At 48.8% G+C, this 19,314-nt stretch carries 16 protein-coding genes and 1 tRNA gene; 14 read left to right on the forward strand and 3 right to left on the reverse strand.

What is annotated here, in order from left to right:
- Positions 1-145 precede the first annotated feature (145 nt).
- The 7 genes from DFR42_RS00160 to lon all read left to right on the forward strand — a co-directional run bounded on the left by DFR42_RS00160 (position 146) and on the right by lon (position 11,043).
- Positions 146-1,357, forward strand: coding sequence for an efflux RND transporter periplasmic adaptor subunit (locus DFR42_RS00160; protein ID WP_245936772.1), 1,212 nt, complete (start codon positions 146-148; stop codon positions 1,355-1,357).
- The gene (locus DFR42_RS00165; RefSeq protein WP_110252952.1) at positions 1,354-4,452 is read left to right on the forward strand and encodes an efflux RND transporter permease subunit; all 3,099 of its coding nucleotides are present in this window, start codon (positions 1,354-1,356) and stop codon (positions 4,450-4,452) included. Before DFR42_RS00160 ends, DFR42_RS00165 begins: the two co-directional genes overlap by 4 nt.
- A 288-nt stretch (positions 4,453-4,740) precedes the next feature.
- Positions 4,741-4,827: transfer RNA gene (locus tag DFR42_RS00170), tRNA-Leu, on the forward strand.
- Positions 4,828-4,855: 28 nt separating this feature from the next.
- Positions 4,856-6,205: a trigger factor gene (gene tig / locus DFR42_RS00175; RefSeq protein WP_110252953.1), complete on the forward strand. Its 1,350-nt coding sequence runs from the start codon at positions 4,856-4,858 to the stop codon at positions 6,203-6,205.
- Positions 6,206-6,222: 17 nt separating this feature from the next.
- Positions 6,223-6,849 (forward strand): ATP-dependent Clp endopeptidase proteolytic subunit ClpP, encoded by a 627-nt coding sequence (gene clpP, locus DFR42_RS00180; RefSeq protein ID WP_110252954.1) that lies wholly within the window; start codon positions 6,223-6,225, stop codon positions 6,847-6,849.
- A gap of 270 nt (positions 6,850-7,119) precedes the next feature.
- Positions 7,120-8,385, forward strand: coding sequence for an ATP-dependent Clp protease ATP-binding subunit ClpX (gene clpX, locus DFR42_RS00185; RefSeq protein ID WP_110252955.1), 1,266 nt, complete (start codon positions 7,120-7,122; stop codon positions 8,383-8,385).
- A 237-nt stretch (positions 8,386-8,622) separates the two neighbouring features.
- Entirely contained in the window at positions 8,623-11,043 is a 2,421-nt protein-coding gene (lon, locus tag DFR42_RS00190; RefSeq protein WP_110252956.1) for an endopeptidase La, read from the forward strand.
- A 199-nt stretch (positions 11,044-11,242) separates the two neighbouring features.
- On the opposite strand, the gene lexA is transcribed toward lon, so the two are convergent.
- A complete protein-coding gene (gene lexA, locus DFR42_RS00195; RefSeq protein ID WP_110252957.1) occupies positions 11,243-11,899 on the reverse strand; it encodes a transcriptional repressor LexA in 657 nt (218 codons plus the stop codon).
- Positions 11,900-12,162: 263 nt separating this feature from the next.
- Here lexA and rpsF point away from each other — a divergent pair, with 263 nt between their 5' ends.
- From rpsF to DFR42_RS00230, 7 genes are all read left to right on the forward strand, one after another.
- Positions 12,163-12,531 carry a 30S ribosomal protein S6 gene (gene rpsF / locus DFR42_RS00200; RefSeq protein ID WP_110252958.1) on the forward strand — a complete coding sequence of 123 codons (369 nt, stop codon included), beginning with the start codon at positions 12,163-12,165 and terminating at the stop codon, positions 12,529-12,531.
- A 28-nt stretch (positions 12,532-12,559) separates the two neighbouring features.
- On the forward strand, positions 12,560-12,859 hold the full coding sequence (priB, locus tag DFR42_RS00205) for a primosomal replication protein N (protein ID WP_110252959.1): 300 nt from the start codon (positions 12,560-12,562) through the stop codon (positions 12,857-12,859).
- A 9-nt stretch (positions 12,860-12,868) separates the two neighbouring features.
- Entirely contained in the window at positions 12,869-13,153 is a 285-nt protein-coding gene (rpsR, locus tag DFR42_RS00210; protein WP_110252960.1) for a 30S ribosomal protein S18, read from the forward strand.
- 26 nt (positions 13,154-13,179) lie between these two features.
- Positions 13,180-13,632 carry a 50S ribosomal protein L9 gene (gene rplI, locus DFR42_RS00215; RefSeq protein ID WP_110252961.1) on the forward strand — a complete coding sequence of 151 codons (453 nt, stop codon included), beginning with the start codon at positions 13,180-13,182 and terminating at the stop codon, positions 13,630-13,632.
- 167 nt (positions 13,633-13,799) lie between these two features.
- Entirely contained in the window at positions 13,800-15,188 is a 1,389-nt protein-coding gene (locus tag DFR42_RS00220; protein WP_110254160.1) for a replicative DNA helicase, read from the forward strand.
- A gap of 143 nt (positions 15,189-15,331) precedes the next feature.
- Positions 15,332-15,958, forward strand: a complete 627-nt coding sequence (locus DFR42_RS00225; RefSeq protein WP_110252962.1) for a DUF47 domain-containing protein — start codon at positions 15,332-15,334, stop codon at positions 15,956-15,958.
- 84 nt (positions 15,959-16,042) lie between these two features.
- A complete protein-coding gene (locus DFR42_RS00230) occupies positions 16,043-17,053 on the forward strand; it encodes an inorganic phosphate transporter (RefSeq protein WP_110252963.1) in 1,011 nt (336 codons plus the stop codon).
- Between the two features lie 77 nt (positions 17,054-17,130).
- Here the strand turns inward: DFR42_RS00230 and DFR42_RS00235 are convergent, their stop codons facing one another.
- Positions 17,131-17,889 (reverse strand): LytR/AlgR family response regulator transcription factor, encoded by a 759-nt coding sequence (locus DFR42_RS00235; protein ID WP_110252964.1) that lies wholly within the window; start codon positions 17,887-17,889, stop codon positions 17,131-17,133.
- Between the two features lie 18 nt (positions 17,890-17,907).
- Positions 17,908-19,233, reverse strand: a complete 1,326-nt coding sequence (locus tag DFR42_RS00240) for a sensor histidine kinase (RefSeq protein WP_110252965.1) — start codon at positions 19,231-19,233, stop codon at positions 17,908-17,910.
- Positions 19,234-19,314 lie beyond the last annotated feature (81 nt).

Raw genomic sequence — 19,314 nt, forward strand, 5'->3', positions numbered from 1 at the left:
CTTAACTATAATTACTAACCGCAAAGTCAGTTATTTGATAGTAGCATGCAGTATATATAAAAAAGCAATAAGAAATTAATTCATATTTTAGCTCTTACCCGTTTTGTTCCGGCCCGGAAAGCCTGCATAGTAAAGGAAAATTCCTGTGTTAATACCAGAAACTATTATCCATCCTCAAGCGAGGCAGTTTGCTGGAAGGCGCGCTGTCCCATTTGCCTTCGTCCTCGCTTCTGCGACACTATTGCTGGCTTGCTCCAAGCCTGCTGAGAAAACTGAAGATATACGTCCGGTCAGAACTATTACGCTTGCAAGTAGTAATATTGATATCAATGCTGAATTGCCGGGCGAAGTGCGTCCCCGCGTTGAGTCACGTTTAGGTTTTCGTGTTCCTGGCAAAATTGTTGCACGCAAGGTTGATACCGGTACCCTGGTGAAACGAGGGCAGGTGCTGATGCAACTGGACCCACAAGATCTTGCGCTGGCACAGGTTCAGGCCAAGGCGGGTTTGTCGGCAGCAGAGAGTAATCGCGATCTGGCAAGGGCAGAGCTGAAACGCTATCAAGAGTTGCGCTCCAAAAATTTCGTTGCTGCCGCAGTGCTGGATGGCAAGGAAGTGGCTGCGAAGTCAGCGCAATCTTCCTACGAGCAGGCGCTGGCAGCTTATAAAAACCAGTCCAACCAGTCTTCTTACACCAGTCTGGTGGCGGATGTAGATGGTGTGGTGACCGGTATAGATGCCGAGGTTGGTCAGGTGGTTGCCGCTGGTACACCAGTAGTGCGTGTGGCGCAATTGGGTGCGATGGATGTGGTTGTTGGCATACCTGAAGACAAGGTCAATTCCATTCGCCAGATGACGGATGTGAGCGTGCGCTTGTGGGCCAACCCTGGTCAGTCCATGCCTGGCAAATTGCGCGAACTGTCACCCATGGCAGACGCTGTGACGCGCACTTATACCGCCAAGGTCAGCCTTGATGGCGACAATAAAAATGTGCAACTTGGCATGACTGCTTATGTCAGCTTCAATGCAAAGAACCCTAATAACGCCATCAAAGTGCCTTTGACTGCCTTGTTCCAGGAAAAAAATGCATCGTCAGTGTGGGTAGTGGAGTCTGGCGTAGTCAGGCTGGTGCCTGTGCAAGTTGCCGGTTCATCCGGCGAAGAAGCTTTGCTGGCCGGTGGCGTCAAGCCAGGGCAGGTGGTGGTCACGGCAGGTGCCAATTTGCTTAAAAATGGCCAGAAAGTGACCATTCTTGGTGTTGAGGCAGCGCCAACTCCTGCCAAGACCGTTGCTGCCGCTAATAATGCAGCATCGGCAAATTCAGCAGCAGCGCCGGCAGCCGCAGGAGCTGCCAAATGAGTGATTCCTCACGTGGTTTCAATTTATCCAGATGGGCGCTGGAGCATATTCCGCTAACGCGCTATCTGATGGTCGTGCTGCTGCTGGGTGGCATACTCAGCTACGGCAAGCTGGGACAGGATGAAGATCCGCCGTTTACATTCCGTGCCATGGTTGTACGGGCTATCTGGCCCGGTGCCACTGCCTTGCAAATGGCTGATCAGGTGACTGACAAGCTGGAGAAAAAGCTGCAAGAGACACCCTATATAGACAAGATACGCAGCTACTCCAAGCCAGGTGAAACTTTAATCATCCTGCAATTGCGTGAATCTACGCCACCCAAAGATACGGCGCAATCCTGGTATCAGGTGCGCAAGAAGATAGGCGACATCCGTGCTACTTTGCCGCCAGGTGTACTTGGCCCTTTCTTCAATGATGAATTCGGTGATACCTACGGTTCCATCTTTGCCTTGTCTGGCGATGGTTTCAAGTATGAAGAAGTCAAGGAATATGCAGACTTTGTACGTCAGCAATTCTTGCGCATTCCATCCGTATCCAAGGTTGAATTGTTTGGTGTGCAGGACGAGAAAATCAATATTGAATTCTCGCAAAAGAAATTCTCGCAACTGGGCGTACCTTTTGATGCCATTGTAGGGCAAATCAATTCGCAAAATGGTGTTGAAGCCACAGGTGTTCTGACGACTTCCACGGACAATTTGCAAGTGCGTGTTTCCGGCGCCTTGATGACTGTGAAAGAGCTGGAAAACCTGCAGCTGCGCGCCAATGGCACGACTTTCCGTCTCGGTGATTTTGCAACCGTCAAGCGCGAATATAAAAATCCGCCGCAAGACAAGATGCGCTTCAACGGCAAAGAAGTTGTCGGCCTGGGTATTTCCATGGAAAAGGGTGGCAATATCATCGAGCTGGGCAAGCATTTGCAGCACGATGTTGCTGAAATCAAGGCCAAACTGCCAGTCGGTATTACCCTGGAACAGGTAACCAATCAGCCTGATGCCGTCAAATCATCTGTCGGTGAATTTATCCGTACTTTGATTGAAGCGGTGATTATTGTGCTGGCAGTCAGTTTCCTGGCCCTGGGTTTGCATACCAAACCCTTCCGTCTGGATATCTGGCCTGGCCTGGTAGTTGGTTTGACGATACCACTGGTGCTGGCGATTACTTTCTTGTTCATGCGCATACTGGATATCGATTTACACAAGATATCGCTGGGTGCCTTGATTATCGCTCTGGGTTTGCTGGTAGATGATGCCATTATCGCTGTAGAAATGATGGTCCGGAAAATGGAAGAGGGTTTCTCGCGCTTTGATGCAGCGACCTTTGCCTATACGTCCACGGCCATGCCCATGTTGACGGGTACGCTGATTACGGCTGCAGGTTTCCTGCCTATCGGCCTGGCAAAATCGGCTGCGGGTGAATATACCTTCTCCATGTTCTCGGTAAATGCCCTGGCTTTGCTGATTTCCTGGCTGGCTGCAGTTATCTTTACGCCATACCTTGGTTATCTGCTACTGAAGGTCAAACCGCATGCAGGTGGCGGTGGCAGTGAGCATGAAATTTTTGATACACCGTTTTATACCCGTTTCCGTGCGCTGGTAAACTGGTGCGTGACCTGGCGCAAGACCACCATCGTCATTACCCTGGGTGTATTCATGCTGGGCGTGTATGGTTTCAAATTCATTGAACAGCAATTCTTCCCGGACTCCAGTCGTCCTGAGCTGATGGTCGAATTGTGGTTGCCTGAAGGTTCTTCCTTCAAGGCGACTGAGGCGCAAGCCAAGAAGTTTGAAGCCTTCATGCAAAAGCAGGAGGGTGTAGAAAGTGTGACCAGTTATGTGGGTACGGGTAGTCCTCGTTTCTACCTGCCGCTGGACCAGATTTTCCCGCAAACCAACGTTTCGCAAATCGTTGTCTTGCCCAAGGATTTGAAGGCACGTTCCGCATTGCGCCTGAAAATTATTGAAGCCTTCAAGACAGATTTTCCTGAAGTGCGTGGCCGCGTGAAACTCTTGCCTAATGGTCCGCCAGTTCCTTATCCTGTGCAGTTCCGTGTGACAGGCCTGGAAGTAAACAAGGTCAGGGAAGTTGCTGACCGCGTCAAGGAAGTCATGCGCGCCAATCCAAATACGGTGGGTGTGAATGACAACTGGAATGAGTCAGTCAAGGTAGTGCGTATCGATCTGGATCAGGATAAATTGCGCGCTCTGGGTATTACTTCGCAAGCCGTCATGCGGGCAGCGAACACCATCCTGACAGGTTCTACCGTAGGGCAGTTCCGTGATGGCAACAAGCTGATAGATATCGTCGTGCGTCAGCCTGTGGATGAGCGTTCTACTATCGATGCACTGGGTAATGCTAATGTGCCAACGGGCAGCGGCAAATATGTGCCTTTGTCGCAAGTGGCGCGTATCAACCTCGTGTGGGAACCTGGCGTAGTCTGGCGTGAAGGTCGTGAATGGGCTGTGACTGTGCAATCCGATGTGGTGGATGGCATACAGGGTCCAACAGTATCGAGCCAGATTTCGCCTAAGCTGGATGAAATCAGGGCGAGTCTCTTGCCTGGCTATAAGATAGAACTGGCAGGTGCGGCAGCCGATAGTGGCAAGGCGCAGGAATCGATTGCAGCAAACGTGCCTCTGGTGATTTTTATCATCTTCACTTTGCTGATGCTGCAATTGCATAGCTTCTCCAGGGCCTTGCTGGTATTCCTGACCGGTCCTCTGGGTGTAGCGGGTGCGGCAATGGCCTTGTTGATACTGCAACGTCCTTTTGGTTTCGTGGCACAACTTGGTGTGATTGCGCTGTTCGGTATGATTATCCGTAACTCGGTGATCTTGATCGACCAGATCGAGCATGACATAGGCGAGGGTGTGGCGCCCTGGGATGCGATCGTGGAATCTGCAGTGCGTCGCTTCCGCCCCATTATCCTGACAGCGGCGGCAGCCGTGCTGGCGATGATACCTTTGTCACGCTCCGTGTTCTGGGGGCCGATGGCGGTTGCCATCATGGGTGGTTTGATTATTGCAACAGCCTTGACCTTGCTGTTCTTGCCAGCGCTATACGCTGCCTGGTTCAGAGTCAAGAAAACCAGTATTTAAGCGTGTTTTGATTTCTCCCTGCCTGCTCCTATATATGCGGGCAGGGGGGAAAAGCGGTTTAAATCCGGCAATCGTGCCTGTATCGAGGGTAAAAAGAGCCAGGATTGGCTTTGTATTTAAAAAAATAAGGCACATGCTGGTAAAAATCCAGTAGAATATCGGGCTGGAGTTGTAATGCCACATACATCAGTTTTGGGCGACGCTTGAATTTCGGGTCGCCCTTTGCTTTTGTGACGGCCGTGCAGAACGTGTGGCGGCATTGCGCCGGTGAACATAAACATACATCCCGCGAGGATGGCGAAATTGGTAGACGCACCAGGTTTAGGTCCTGACGCCAGCAATGGTGTGGGGGTTCGAGTCCCCCTCCTCGCACCACAGAATTTTTACTATTTGGACGATTTTCATGGCAACTGCAGTCGAAACTTTAGATAAATTGGAACGCCGCTTGACGATTTCCTTCCCGATCGCCGATGTGCAATCAGAAGTTGAAAAGCGTTTGAAACAGCGTGCACGCACAGCAAAAGCGCCTGGTTTCCGTCCTGGTAAAGTACCTATGAAAATGGTAGCTGCGCAATACGGCTATCAAGTAGAAACAGAAGTGCTGAACGACAAAGTCGGTCAGGCTTTTGCTGCTGCTGCAAATGAAAACAAACTGCGCGTTGCTGGTTACCCAAGCATAGAGCCAAAGTCTGGATCAGACGTGGCTGAAGGCAGCTTGGCATTCGATGCAACTTTCGAAGTGTATCCAGAAATTACAGTCGGTGATTTGGCTGCCGCTGAAGTAGAGCAAGTTAAATCTGACGTAACTGATGCTGAAATCGATAAAACTATCGATATCTTGCGCAAGCAACGCGTGCATTTTCACGTTAAAGGCGAGCAGGGCGCGCACGGCGACGGCGGTGCAGATCAATCTGCACAAAATGGCGACCGCGCTACTGTAGACTTTGTTGGCAAAATCGACGGCGTCGAATTTGCTGGTGGTAAAGCTGACGGTTTCGCATTCGTGTTGGGCGAAGGCCGCATGTTGCCTGAGTTTGAAACAGCAACTATCGGTTTGAAAGTCGGCGAGTCCAAGACTTTCCCATTGGCTTTCCCTGAAGACTACCATGGCAAAGATGTTGCCGGTAAAACTGCAGAATTCACCATCACTCTGACAAAACTGGAATGGGCACACATGCCTGAAGTGGATTCCGAATTTGCCAAGATGCTGGGTGTAGAAGATGGCGATCTGGTCAAGATGCGCACTGACATCAAAGAAAACCTGGAACGTGAAGTACGTGGCCGTGTTAAAGCCAAGACTAAAGAAAGCGTTATGGACGCGCTGGTCAAGGTAGTTGAGTTCGACGTACCTAAGACTCTGGTTGCACAAGATGGCGAGCGTCTGGCAGAAATGACACGTCAGGACATGGCACAGCGCGGTATGAACGTAAAAGACGTTCCTTTCCCTGCTGACTTGTTCAATGCACAAGCTGAGCGTCGCGTTCGTCTGGGTTTGATCCTGGCTGAACTGGTCAAGGCAAACAATTTGCAAGCAACAACTGAGCAAATCAAGGCGCAAGTTGAAGATTTCGCACAAAGCTACGAAGATCCGCAGCAAGTCGTTAAGTATTATTTCAGCGACCGCAATCGTCTGGCTGAAGTTGAAGCCCTTGTATTAGAAGAAAACGTCGTTAACTATGTGTTGGGTAAAGCGAAAGTAACAGACAAGGTTCTGCCTTTCGACGAATTGATGGGTAACAACGCACAAGCGTAACAAATAAAGGAAAACACATGACAGGCATCATCCGTAATTCGGCACTGGACACAAACATGCTGGGCATGGTGCCTATGGTGATTGAGCAAAGCGGCAGAGGTGAACGTGCTTACGACATCTATTCCCGCTTGCTCAAGGAACGTGTGATTTTCCTGGTTGGCCCGGTCAATGACCACGCTGCCAACCTTATCGTTGCACAATTGCTGTTTTTGGAAAGCGAAAATCCTGATAAGGATATTTCTCTCTACATCAACTCACCAGGTGGTTCAGTATCTGCTGGTATGGCGATTTTTGACACCATGCAGTTTATCAAACCAGATGTGTCAACCTTATGTACTGGCCTGGCGGCATCCATGGGTGCCTTCTTGCTGGCTGCTGGCGCGAAAGGTAAGCGTTTCTCACTGCCAAATTCCCGTATCATGATTCACCAACCTCTGGGCGGCGCTCAAGGCCAGGCGGCTGATATTGAAATCCAGGCGCGTGAAATCCTGTATTTGCGCGAACGTCTGAACGGCATACTGGCCGAAAAAACTGGCCGTAGCCTGGAACAGATTGCTAAAGACACAGATCGTGATAATTTCATGTCAGCAGATGCTGCTGCAGAATATGGCCTGATCGATAAGGTACTGGCGCATCGCGCTTAAGTTCACTTAGCAACATCGCTTATCAAAAGAAAAACGCCTGTTCCATGACGGTCCGGGCGTTTTTTTATTCTGTTCTATAATGTCTCATTGCTCCCCATAGCTGCGTATTGATGTCATGACGAAAGACGTTTTTGCAGGTAATATGCAAGTCAAAGAAGCTGAGGAAAATTGTGTTGAGTTTTGTGCTGGCAAGCGCCAATTGAAAACTTGCCTGATCACAGCTTAATCACCAGTTTTATAGATTAATTTTGTTTATTTTATATACGTATCATGCCCGATAAAAAATCCTCCAGCGGAGAAAAGTTGCTCTATTGCTCGTTTTGCGGCAAGAGTCAGCATGAGGTTAAGAAATTAATTGCAGGGCCATCCGTATTCATCTGCGACGAGTGCATCGATTTGTGCAATGACATCATTCGTGACGAAGTGTCCGAAATTGATAATATTGCCAGCGCGAAAACTGAACTGCCTACGCCGCAAGAAATCACTGACTTGCTGGACCAGTACGTCATCGGCCAGATTGGTGCCAAACGTATTCTGGCAGTAGCGGTATATAACCATTACAAGCGCCTCAAACATCTGGGTAAAAAAGATGATGTTGAACTGGCAAAGAGTAACATTTTGCTGGTTGGTCCAACTGGTTCAGGTAAAACCCTGCTGGCGCAAACACTTGCCCGCATGTTGAATGTGCCTTTCGTCATCGCTGATGCAACTACCCTGACTGAAGCTGGTTATGTGGGTGAAGACGTAGAAAACATCATTCAAAAATTGCTGCAAAATTGCAATTATGAAGTCGAGCGCGCGCAAAAAGGTATCGTTTATATCGATGAAATCGACAAGATTTCCCGTAAATCTGATAACCCTTCGATTACCCGCGACGTTTCTGGTGAAGGCGTACAGCAAGCTTTGCTGAAACTGGTTGAAGGTACGATGGCATCTGTGCCGCCTCAAGGTGGTCGCAAGCATCCTAATCAGGATTTCATCCAGATCGATACCACCAACATCATGTTCATCTGCGGTGGCGCGTTTGATGGTCTGGCCAAGATCATTTCTGACCGTTCTGAGCGCAGCGGCATAGGTTTTTCTGCCAGCGTCAAGAGCCAGGCAGAAAAGAGCGCCAGCGAAGTCATGCAAGACGCTGAGCCGCAAGATTTGATCAAGTTCGGTCTCATCCCAGAGCTGGTTGGTCGTTTGCCTGTGATTGCCACTTTGAATGAGCTGGACGAGGCTGCCTTGATCCAGATTCTGGTCGAGCCTAAGAATGCCCTGATCAAGCAATATGCAAAATTGCTGGAGATGGAAGGCACTGAGCTGGAGATTCGTCCGGCCGCCCTGCAGGCTATCGCCAAGAAAGCGATTATGCGTAAAACCGGTGCCCGTGGTTTGCGCTCCATCCTTGAGCATGCCTTGCTTGACATCATGTATGACTTGCCTAGCCACCAGAATGTGGAGAAGGTTGTTATTGATGAAAGTACGATCACGAATGGTGCAAAACCATTGCTGATTTACCATGAGCAGCCAAAAGTCTCCGGTGCCTGATGGCATTGTTTGCTGCGAAGTAACAAAAATGGGGACTTAGGTCCCCATTTTTATTTATTTTGCCTCGTTTTAATTTGATTCGAAGTACAATGGATTAACAAAACGATTCTGGCTTCAATCGTAAAGCTACCCGGAGAAGCTCTCTGAGTGGCTTTTTTTATTGTTTTTTTCCAGAATGGGCTTGTGTTTCCGCCCAGTGCGCCAACATTGTTAACCAGTATTTATGAAAGGTGCGCCATGACGACTACTCTGATTACCGAACAAACCCAATTGCCGTTGTTGCCACTGCGTGATGTCGTTGTATTCCCGCACATGGTAATCCCCCTGTTTGTGGGCCGCCCTAAATCCATTAAAGCCCTCGAAGCTGCCATGGATCAAGGCAAGAGCATCATGCTTGCTGCCCAAAAAGCTGCTGCCAAGGACGAGCCTTCGGCAGATGATATTTATGAAATTGGTTGTATTGCCAATATTCTGCAAATGCTGAAATTGCCCGACGGCACTGTCAAGGTGCTGGTCGAAGGTGCGCAACGTGCGCGCATCAGCAAGATCCATGATTCTGAATCGCATTTCTTTGCCGATCTGACACCTATCGCCGTTGACGAAGGTGACGAGTCGGAAGTCGAGGCTATGCGCCGTACTATCGTTCAGCAATTTGACCAATACGTCAAACTGAACAAAAAAATCCCACCAGAAATCCTGGCATCCCTGTCCGGCATTGATGATGCTGGTCGCCTGGCTGATACCATCGCCGCGCACCTGCCTTTGAAGCTGGAACAAAAACAAGTCATCCTGGAAATTTTCAGTGTGGCAAAACGTCTTGAACACTTGCTGGGCCAGCTCGAAGGTGAGCTCGATATCCTGCAAGTTGAGAAACGTATCCGTGGTCGCGTCAAGCGTCAGATGGAAAAATCCCAGCGCGAGTATTACCTGAACGAACAAGTCAAGGCGATACAAAAAGAGCTGGGCGAGGGTGAAGAAGGCGCTGATATTGATGAGCTGGAGAAAAAAATCCTGGCCGCCAAGATGCCTAAAGAAGCCCGTGACAAAGCACAGAATGAGTTGAAGAAACTCAAAATGATGTCACCGATGTCGGCAGAAGCTACTGTCGTGCGTAATTACATCGATACCATCGTTAATTTGCCGTGGAAGAAAAAATCCAAGGTCAATAATGATTTGACGAATGCTGAAAAAGTATTGGAAGACGAACACTTTGGCCTCGATAAGGTTAAAGAACGCATCCTGGAATATCTTGCAGTACAACAGCGCGTCGACAAGCTGAAAGCGCCTATCCTGTGTCTGGTAGGTCCTCCAGGTGTGGGTAAAACCTCGCTGGGGCAATCCATCGCCCGCGCTACGAACCGCAAGTTTGTGCGTATGGCTCTGGGTGGCGTGCGTGATGAAGCCGAAATTCGTGGGCATCGCCGTACTTACATAGGCTCCATGCCAGGCAAAATCTTGCAAAGCCTGTCCAAGGTCGGTGTACGTAATCCATTATTCCTGCTGGATGAAGTGGACAAGATGGGTGCGGATTTCCGTGGCGACCCTTCGTCTGCTTTACTGGAGGTATTGGACCCAGAGCAAAATCACACTTTCTCGGATCACTATATCGAAGTCGATTTCGATTTGTCTGATGTGATGTTTGTAGCGACGTCCAATTCCTACAATATCCCGCCAGCATTGCTGGACAGGATGGAAGTTATTCGTCTGTCAGGTTATACCGAAGATGAAAAGACCAGCATTGCCCAGCGTTATCTGTTGCCTAAACAAATCAAGAACAATGGTTTGAAAGAGGGCGAAATCACCGTGGCGGAAAGTGCTATACGCGACATTATTCGCTATTACACCCGTGAAGCTGGTGTGCGTTCGCTGGAAAGGGAAATCTCCAAGATTTGCCGCAAGGTCGTGAAAATGCTCTTGTTGAAAAAGACCGAGAAAAAAGCCGCGGTTAATTCAAAAAATCTGGATAAATACCTGGGTGTACGTCGCTATGACTTTGGCGTTGCAGTTAAAGATAACCAGATTGGTCAGGTAGTCGGTCTGGCCTGGACTGAAGTGGGTGGCGATTTGCTGACCATAGAAGCCGTAGCCATGCCGGGTAAAGGCGGTGTCATCCGCACAGGTACACTGGGTGATGTCATGAAGGAATCTATCGAAGCAGCTCGCACGGTGGTACGCAGCCGCGCCAAGCGTTTGGGTATCAAGGCAGATGTGTTCGAGAAGAGCGACATCCATATCCACGTACCTGAAGGTGCAACACCGAAAGATGGTCCATCTGCTGGTATCGCCATGACGACTGCTCTGGTGTCAGTGTTTACTGGCATTCCAGTCCGTGCTGATGTTGCCATGACAGGTGAGATCACCTTGCGTGGTGAAGTATTGCCTATCGGTGGCTTGAAAGAGAAATTGCTGGCTGCTCACCGTGGTGGCATCAAGACAGTCTTGATACCTGAGGAAAATGCCAAGGATCTGGCTGAGATCCCGGACAATGTCAAAAACAAACTGGAAATCATCCCGGTCAGGTGGATCGACAAGGTCCTGGAAATCGCGCTGGAAACCCAGCCCGTGCCTTTGGTGGATGAGCCTGTTTCTGTTGCTGCAGCAACACCGGCCGCAGCAGCGACTGAAACCCCTGCAGATACGACAGTTGTTAAGCACTAAGCTTCTGTAGAATCAGGTTCTTGCCCTGAAATGAAAAACGTCCGGAAAATCCGGACGTTTTTTTATGTCTGTCGCTTTGAGTAGTAGAAGGATTAGTCAATTGCAGACTGTTGTCAGCAGAAAGAAACAAATAAATAAGCTTGAGATGCTGCCCAGGCGTTGATGTAAACGAGAGGGTAAAATCACGCCCGGGCTGACCTCAAACCCAGTTGCGCATGAGGCCGACAGCCAGGCCTTCCAGCGCAAAGTCTTCTTCAGTGTCGCCAATTTTAATCACAGGATAATCCGGGTTTTCCGGCATCAGTTCTATCAGGCTGCCAGTTTTTTTATAGCGCTTGACGGTCACATCATCACCCAGGCGGGCGACAACTATCTGGCCATTGCGGGCGCTGTCGGCTTTTTTGACTGCCAGCAAGTCACCATCAAGTATGCCTGCATCACGCATGGACATGCCGCGTACCTTGAGTAAAAAATCAGGCTTGGCAGAGAACAGGGCGGGGTCTACATGGTAAGTGGATTCTATATGTTCACTTGCCAGTATCGGCGAGCCAGCGGCAACACGGCCAACCAGTGGCAGGGCAAGTTGCAATAGGGCAGGGTGGGGCAGGGCCAGCTGCTTGCCTGTGATATGGCTGGACAACTCTGACTCCAGCAGGCGTATGCCGCGTGAGGTGCCTGCAGCAATTTCGATGACGCCTTTGCGTGCCAGGGCTTGCAGATGTTCTTCTGCCGCATTGGTGGAGCGGAACCTCAGTTCTGTCGCAATCTCGGCGCGGGTAGGAGGAAAGCCCGTGTTTTGAATGGCGTCTTTAATCAGGTTCAGGATTTGTTCCTGGCGGGCAGTGAGTTTGAGCATGGCGTTTTCTAGTGTTAAGGTGCTGTATATACAAGCAGTCTGTATTTTTATACAGTAAAGCTGAATATGCAAGTCAAAATCCCTGAGATCGCCAGTAAATGTGAAAAAATACCTCACTTTCCAGCAAAAAATGATCTATAAATCAGCTAAGTCACTGATCCAATTGATCAATATGAAAAACTGGGTTATTATTATCGGCTTTCCTCTTCCCGCACTCGTCTTGACGCCGAGGCGGGCTATTTTATTGTCCACAAGGAGAATATATGCGTCATTATGAAATCGTATTTATCGTACATCCAGATCAGAGCGAGCAAGTTCCTGCAATGATCGAGCGCTACAAGGCAAGTGTTGTAGCCCGTGGTGGTCAAATCCACCGCGTTGAAGACTGGGGCCGTCGTCAATTGGCTTACATGATTCAAAAACTGGCAAAAGCACACTATGTTTGCTTGAACATCGAATGCGATGCTGAAACTCTGCTCGAGTTGGAAACAGCATTCAAATTCAATGATGCTGTTTTGCGTCACCTGACAGTCAAATTGAAAAAAGCAGAAACAACACCTTCTCCTATGATGAAAGCTGTTCAGAAAGAAGATGCTGCAAAAGCGCAACGTGTTGAAGCGCCTGCTGCTTAATAATTGACAAAGGTCGCGTAAAAAAATAGTGAATCAGCTGAAGCTTGTAGCCCGGATTGTGGAAAAAAGCGCATTGCGCTACACCCCGGCCGGTATCCCGATAGCTTCTGCTACCTTGATGCATAGTTCAGAGACTCGTGAGGCGAACACAGTTCGGCAGGTCGAGTTTGAGATTTCTGCAATGGCTGCTGGTGAAATATCCCAGCGTTTTACAGAAATTGCCCTGGAACAGCCCATGGAATTCATCGGTTTTTTAGCGCGCAAAAATCGCAATAGCAAAAGTCTCGTTTTTCACGTCACTGAATTCGGGACACATTTACTAGATTAGGAGCCAAAAATGGCATTCGGTAAAAAATTCGACAAAAGCAAATTGAAGCAAAAGCGTCAACAACAAAACCCTTTGTTCAAGCGCAAAAAATTCTGCCGCTTCACAGCAGCACATGTAGAAAAAGTTGACTACAAAGACATCGACACACTGAAAGATTTCGTGCAAGAAAACGGCAAAATCATGCCAGCACGTTTGACCGGTACAAAAGCGCTGTATCAACGTCAAGTTGACACTGCAATCAAACGTGCACGTTACCTCGCGTTGCTGCCATACACTGATTTGCACACAGCGTAATTGACGACAAGGTAAAGGAGAAAAATATGCAAGTTATTCTGTTGGATAAAGTCGTTAATCTCGGCAATCTGGGTGATGTAGTTCGCGTTAAAGACGGCTATGCACGTAACTTTTTGATTCCACAACGTATGGCTCGTCGTGCTACGACAGCTGCAGTTGCTGAATTCGAAGCAAAACGCGCTGAACTGGAAAAAGCAGCAGCCGCCAAACTGGCAGCAGCTCAAGCTCAAGGCGAAAAACTGTCCGGTCTGACCGTACAAATCACACAAAAATCTGGTGTAGATGGCCGTTTGTTTGGTTCCGTCACTAATGCTGATATCGCTGAAGCCCTGACTAAACAAGGTTTCGCAGTAGAAAAAGCACAAGTACGTTTGCCACAAGGTCCGTTGAAGATCGCTGGTGAGCACAGTGTTTCCGTTGCTTTGCACACTGACGTTGTTGTTGACGTTAATGTTGCAGTAGTAGGCGAACACGCTTAATTTGCTTTTTGCAAATTGCTGGAAAAAAGCCGGGGAGACCCGGCTTTTTTCATGTTTGAGAGAAATTTTTCACTATTTATCCGTTTGTCACAAACTTGTCACAAACTCGCTAACTTCTCGTACTTTGAACGCTCTGGTCATTTGATTTAACGGTTATAATGCGCGCCATGAAAGCTGGTTCTGATCCTCAAATTGACGCTCTGCGCGTCCCTCCCCACTCCATAGAAGCAGAGCAATCTGTTCTGGGTGGCCTATTGCTGGATAACGCAGCCTGGGACCGTATTGCCGATTTTATTGGTGAAGAAGATTTCTATCGTTATGACCACAGGATTATTTTCCAGTGCATGGTCAAACTGATCAATAGTTCTCGCCCAGCCGACGTTATCACTGTTTTTGAGGCGCTGACGAGTACAGGTAAGGCAGAAGATGCCGGTGGCCTGACTTATCTGAATGCCCTCGCACAAAATACTCCTTCAGCTGCCAACATCCGTCGCTACGCAGAAATCGTCCGCGACCGTGGCGTGTTGCGCAAGCTGATTACCGTAGCAGATGAAATCTCCGGTAACGCCTTTAACCCTCAGGGTAAAGAAGTCAAGCAAATGCTGGACGAGGCTGAATCCAAGATTTTTGCGATTGCCGAAGAAGGCGCTCGTGGTGCCCAGGGTTTCCAGGCTATCCAGCCCTTGCTGACGCAGGTGGTTGAGCGTATTGATGAGCTGTATAACCGCGATAATCAAAATGATATTACCGGTGTGCCTACCGGTTTTGCTGATCTGGATAAAATGACTTCAGGCTTGCAGCCTGGTGATCTGGTTATTGTTGCGGGTCGTCCATCCATGGGTAAGACCGCCTTCTCCCTGAACATCGGTGAGAATGTCGCCATAGACAGCGGCTTGCCAGTCGCTGTGTTCTCCATGGAGATGGGTGGCGCGCAGTTGGCCATGCGTATGCTGGGCTCTGTAGGGCGTCTGGATCAAAGCCGTCTGCGCGTTGGTAAGTTGACCGATGAAGATTGGCCACGCCTGACGCATGCCATTCAAAAGATGAATGAAGCGCAACTGTATATTGATGAAACGCCGGCGCTGAGTTCGATAGAATTGCGCGCGCGCTCCCGTCGTCTGGCGCGTCAATGCGGCAAGCTGGGACTGGTGATTGTCGATTACTTGCAACTGATGTCAGCCAACTCTGCCGGTGAGAACCGGGCGACCGAGATTTCCGAGATTTCCCGAAACTTGAAGGGCTTGGCAAAAGAACTGCATTGCCCAGTGATTGCCTTGTCCCAGTTGAACCGCTCCCTGGAGCAAAGACCAAATAAACGCCCAGTCATGTCTGACTTGCGCGAATCTGGTGCGATTGAGCAGGATGCTGACGTCATCATGTTTATTTATCGTGATCAGGTATATAACCCGGATTCCCCTGATAAGGGCACGGCAGAAATCATTATTGGTAAGCAACGTAATGGTCCTATTGGCAGTGTGCGCCTGACTTTCCTGGGCGAATATACCAAGTTTGACAACTATGTTGGTTCCTTGTCGATTTACGGTGATAGTGAATAATTCAAAGCAAAATGCTGGTGTTGGTGGGTAGACGCAAAGTAGTAAATCAAGACTTAAAAAGTAGAACAGTGTTGCCAGGCATGCTTGATTGCATGCGCTTGCCTGGACAATTCTAGAAATCTTATATTTTCAGTGAGAATAAAATGTTTGGACGCTTGATGCCCACCGAGGGCAAATTTTTTGAACTCTTCAATCAACATGCAGAGTTATGTGTCAAAGGTTCCAAGGAAATGGTTGCCTTGATGACAAACTTTGATGATTTGGAGATCCGTGTTCACGCGATAGAGAGCATAGAAAAACAGGCAGATACTGTTACCTACAATACGATAGAGTTGCTGCACAAGACTTTCATCACGCCGCTGGACCGTGATGACATCCATAAACTGATCACACGCATGGATGATATTCTGGATTTGCTGGAAGATGCCGGCCAGACTATCTCTCTGTACGATATCCGCGAAATCACGCCTGAAGCAAAACGCCTGGCAGAGCTTTGCCTGGGGTGTGCTGAAAAAGTGAAAGCAGCCGTTGCCTTGTTGCACAACATGGATAATTCCCGTGAAATTCTGGCCCTGTGCGAAGAAATCGATCGCCTGGAATCGGATGCTGATCATGTCATGCGCGCAGCCATGTCCAAACTGTTCCGCGACGAACCTGATGTTCGCAATCTGATCAAATTGAAAGCGATCTACGAAATACTGGAAACCGTCACGGATCGTTGTGAAGATGTTGCCAATATCATAGAAGGCATTATTGTTGAGAACGCTTAAGCGTCTGACTTTTTTATTTTGACGCTTAATTGACGCTTAACAGTTCTCTGTCAATACAGAGAGCGAACAAGGGAATTCACTTTTATGCAATCCATGCAAATGAGCCTGTATGTCATCATCTTGTTGGTGGTACTGGCATTGTTATTCGATTTCATGAACGGCTTCCATGATGCCGCGAATGCAATCGCCACCGTTGTTTCAACGGGGGTATTGAAGCCCAGTCAGGCCGTCGCCATGGCTGCTTTATTCAATGTACTGGCATTCTTCGTTTTTAATCTGTCTGTCGCCAAAACCATAGGTAAGGGAACGATAGACCCTACCATTGTCGATCACTATGTCATCTTTGGTGCGCTGGTGGGGGCTATATTCTGGAATCTGGTGACTTGGTACTTTGGTATCCCGTCTTCATCCTCGCATGCACTGATTGGTGGTTTGATTGGTGCTGCCGTGGCGAAAGAAGGTACTGGAGCCTTGATTGCTGCTGGTCTCTACAAAATCATTTTGTTTATCGTTTTGTCGCCATTGCTGGGTTTTGCGCTGGGTTCTGTGATGATGCTGATCGTGTCCTGGTTGTTTGTTAAGTCGACACCGCGAAAAGTCGATAAATGGTTCCGCCGTCTGCAACTGGTATCGGCTTCTGTATTTAGTCTGGGTCATGGCGGTAATGATGCGCAAAAAACCATGGGTATTATCTGGATGCTGTTGATTGCTGCTGGTTACTCCAGCGAGGCTGATAAAGGTCCTCCAAGCTGGGTAGTGTATTCCTGCTATGCAGCTATTGGTCTGGGTACTTTGTTTGGTGGCTGGCGTATCGTGAAAACCATGGGCCAGAAAATCACCAAACTCAAGCCTGTAGGCGGCTTCTGTGCAGAAACCGGTGGTGCTATCACCCTGATCATGGCAACTGTGCTGGGTATTCCTGTGTCAACGACGCATACCATTACTGGTGCGATTGTTGGTGTGGGCTCAGCGCAGAAAATGTCTGCGGTGCGTTGGGGTGTTGCAGGTAACATCGTCTGGGCCTGGATTTTGACAATACCAGCTTCTGCTTTTGTAGCAGCGATAGCCTGGTGGATAGGCAGACATATTCTTTAAATCAGCATAATGATTTGTCAGAAAAAAAGCCTCGCTTCATGATGAAGCGAGGCTTTTTTATTGGAGAGGCGCAAGGTTTACATCTGCTTGAACAAATGCACAAAGCTGCGGCTGACTTCGAGTTTCTCAGTCAGACCCTTGATCTGCACCAGGTGGCGGCCACGCAGGTCGCGTACTACGCCAGAAATGGCTTTAGCGTTCACCAGGGTGGATCTGTGGATTTGCCAGAACAGAGCGGGGTCGAGTTCATCTGCCAGATCGCGCACAGGCTTGCGTATCAGGGCTTCGTAGGTAGCGGTTTGCACCCGTGTGTATTTTTCATCGGATTGAAAAAACAGAATTTCTTCCACAGGTATCAGGCGTAATTCCTGGCCTATGGAAGCCTGTATCCATTGCAGATAATTTGGCTTGGCAGCGATACCCATCTGCTTTGCCAGTTGTGAGAGCATGCTGCTCATATCGTTGGGCTGGCTCTGGGCCGTTAATCTGGCTTTGAGCCTCTCTACTGTGCGCGTCAGTCTTTCCACATCTGCCGGCTTCAATACATAATCAACTGCGCCATGGTCAAAAGCCTGTATGGCATATTGATCGTAAGCTGTAATGAAGACGATATGCGCCTTATTACCGATTTCCTTGGCTGCTTCGAGGCCGGTCTTGACTGGCATGCGTATATCCAGGAAAGCCAGATCTGGTTTATGTGTTTCCACCAAAGCGACAGCTTCTTCGCCGTTTTTGGCTTCATCCAGAATTTCAAGTTCAGGCCAGACCTGTTCCAGGCGCGACTTTAACTGGTCGCGCATCAGTCTTTCATCATCAGCAATTATGGCAGTAGGCATGGTCAGCGTAATTGAAATCTAGTTGGCTAATTCGTAAGGGATTTCTATAGTAACGCAAACTCCGCTAGGTTGATTAGGGGTAATGATCATTTGTCCCTTTTCTTTATAAATCAATTTCAGGCGTTCCCTTATGTTTTGCAAGCCCAGGCCAGTTCCGTTGCTGGGCATGGCACCAAAACCCAGGCCATCATCCGTCACTGAGACACGTAACTTGTTGTGCGCAACCTCTGCGTGAAAGCGTATGGTGCCGCCTTCTGCTTTACACTCAAGGCCATGCTTGATCGCATTCTCGACCAGGGATTGCAGCATCATTGGTGGGAAGGATGCGCTACGCAAGCCTTCAGGCATGATGAAGTCAACGTTCAATCTTTCTTCCATGCGCATTTTCAACAATTCCAGATATGACTTGACCATGTCTGCTTCTCTGCCCAAATTGGTCACACTGGCATTTTCACGCATTTGTGGCAAGACAGCACGCAGATAAGCAATCAGGCTGCGCTGCATGGCGGCTGCCCGCGGCGGATCAGTTTCTATCAGATGTTCGACCGAGGCCAGGGTATTGAACAGGAAATGCGGTTCTACTTGTGCCTGCATCATTTGCATCTGTGCTTCGCTGACCTGGCGTAACAGGGATTCGCGTTCTGCTGTCATGCCAGCTTCCTTGGCTTTTTCCTCTGCCTTGACTTTGCCACTCATCAGGGCTTTCATGCCAAACAGACCAATTACCAGCAAGACGACGAAATTAGCAAACCATTTTGAGGACGTGCGCTTATAGCTGCGTACTTCTTCATCTGCAGCATCAGCAACAGCGTTGTTGATTTCCTCGCTGATTTCTTTTGCCAGTTCAGCTGGCAATTTGATGTGGATATCATCCGATTCCGAAATGGTGGGCGGAGCAGGAGGCGCTGGTGGGGCAGGTATTGCAGTTGCGCCTGAGGCATTTTCCGGGGCAACAGGAGGCACTGGTGGCGCTACTCGGTCGTCCTTGCGTATGCGTATGCCATTTTCATCGATCTCAATTTGTTTGCCTTTGCCGTCGACATTGTTTTTGCGTATACGCAGGCCGGTATCATCTATTTCTATGCTGGTGTCACCATCGGCGATCTTGCTGGTTTTTTTTGTTTTTTTCGGCGAACTGCTTTTGGTGACAACGACGTTCTCTTCTGACGTAAATAGCAAGTCTTGCAGCATGCTGCCTGCGGTGATGGTGATAATGGCAAATAAAAAGAATTTCCACCAGGATAATTTAGTCACCCAGGCGGCTGTCACATCAAAACTTTTACTCAACCAGGCCATCAGGTCGGTAAGGAGTTGCTTGAAGGTTTCTGCATTATTTTTATTCATGATGCTTCTCTTTTAACGGTTATCCCAGACATGCCAGCTTGAGTATCATGTGCTGGCAGCTTGCGACTTTTCAGTCCATGT

Origin of the sequence: Undibacterium pigrum (genome assembly GCF_003201815.1) — a bacterium.
In the GTDB taxonomy this organism is placed as follows: domain Bacteria; phylum Pseudomonadota; class Gammaproteobacteria; order Burkholderiales; family Burkholderiaceae_D; genus Undibacterium; species Undibacterium pigrum.

Coding starts and splice junctions, on each gene's coding strand:
- rpsF (WP_110252958.1), top strand. CDS start 12,163: ATGCGTCATTATGAAATCGTATTTATCGTACATCCAGATCAGAGCGAG.
- clpX (WP_110252955.1), top strand. CDS start 7,120: ATGCCCGATAAAAAATCCTCCAGCGGAGAAAAGTTGCTCTATTGCTCG.
- lexA (WP_110252957.1), bottom strand. CDS start 11,899: ATGCTCAAACTCACTGCCCGCCAGGAACAAATCCTGAACCTGATTAAA.
- lon (WP_110252956.1), top strand. CDS start 8,623: ATGACGACTACTCTGATTACCGAACAAACCCAATTGCCGTTGTTGCCA.
- rplI (WP_110252961.1), top strand. CDS start 13,180: ATGCAAGTTATTCTGTTGGATAAAGTCGTTAATCTCGGCAATCTGGGT.
- DFR42_RS00225 (WP_110252962.1), top strand. CDS start 15,332: ATGTTTGGACGCTTGATGCCCACCGAGGGCAAATTTTTTGAACTCTTC.
- DFR42_RS00235 (WP_110252964.1), bottom strand. CDS start 17,889: ATGCCTACTGCCATAATTGCTGATGATGAAAGACTGATGCGCGACCAG.
- DFR42_RS00230 (WP_110252963.1), top strand. CDS start 16,043: ATGCAATCCATGCAAATGAGCCTGTATGTCATCATCTTGTTGGTGGTA.
- DFR42_RS00220 (WP_110254160.1), top strand. CDS start 13,800: ATGAAAGCTGGTTCTGATCCTCAAATTGACGCTCTGCGCGTCCCTCCC.
- DFR42_RS00165 (WP_110252952.1), top strand. CDS start 1,354: ATGAGTGATTCCTCACGTGGTTTCAATTTATCCAGATGGGCGCTGGAG.
- clpP (WP_110252954.1), top strand. CDS start 6,223: ATGACAGGCATCATCCGTAATTCGGCACTGGACACAAACATGCTGGGC.
- rpsR (WP_110252960.1), top strand. CDS start 12,869: ATGGCATTCGGTAAAAAATTCGACAAAAGCAAATTGAAGCAAAAGCGT.
- tig (WP_110252953.1), top strand. CDS start 4,856: ATGGCAACTGCAGTCGAAACTTTAGATAAATTGGAACGCCGCTTGACG.
- DFR42_RS00240 (WP_110252965.1), bottom strand. CDS start 19,233: ATGAATAAAAATAATGCAGAAACCTTCAAGCAACTCCTTACCGACCTG.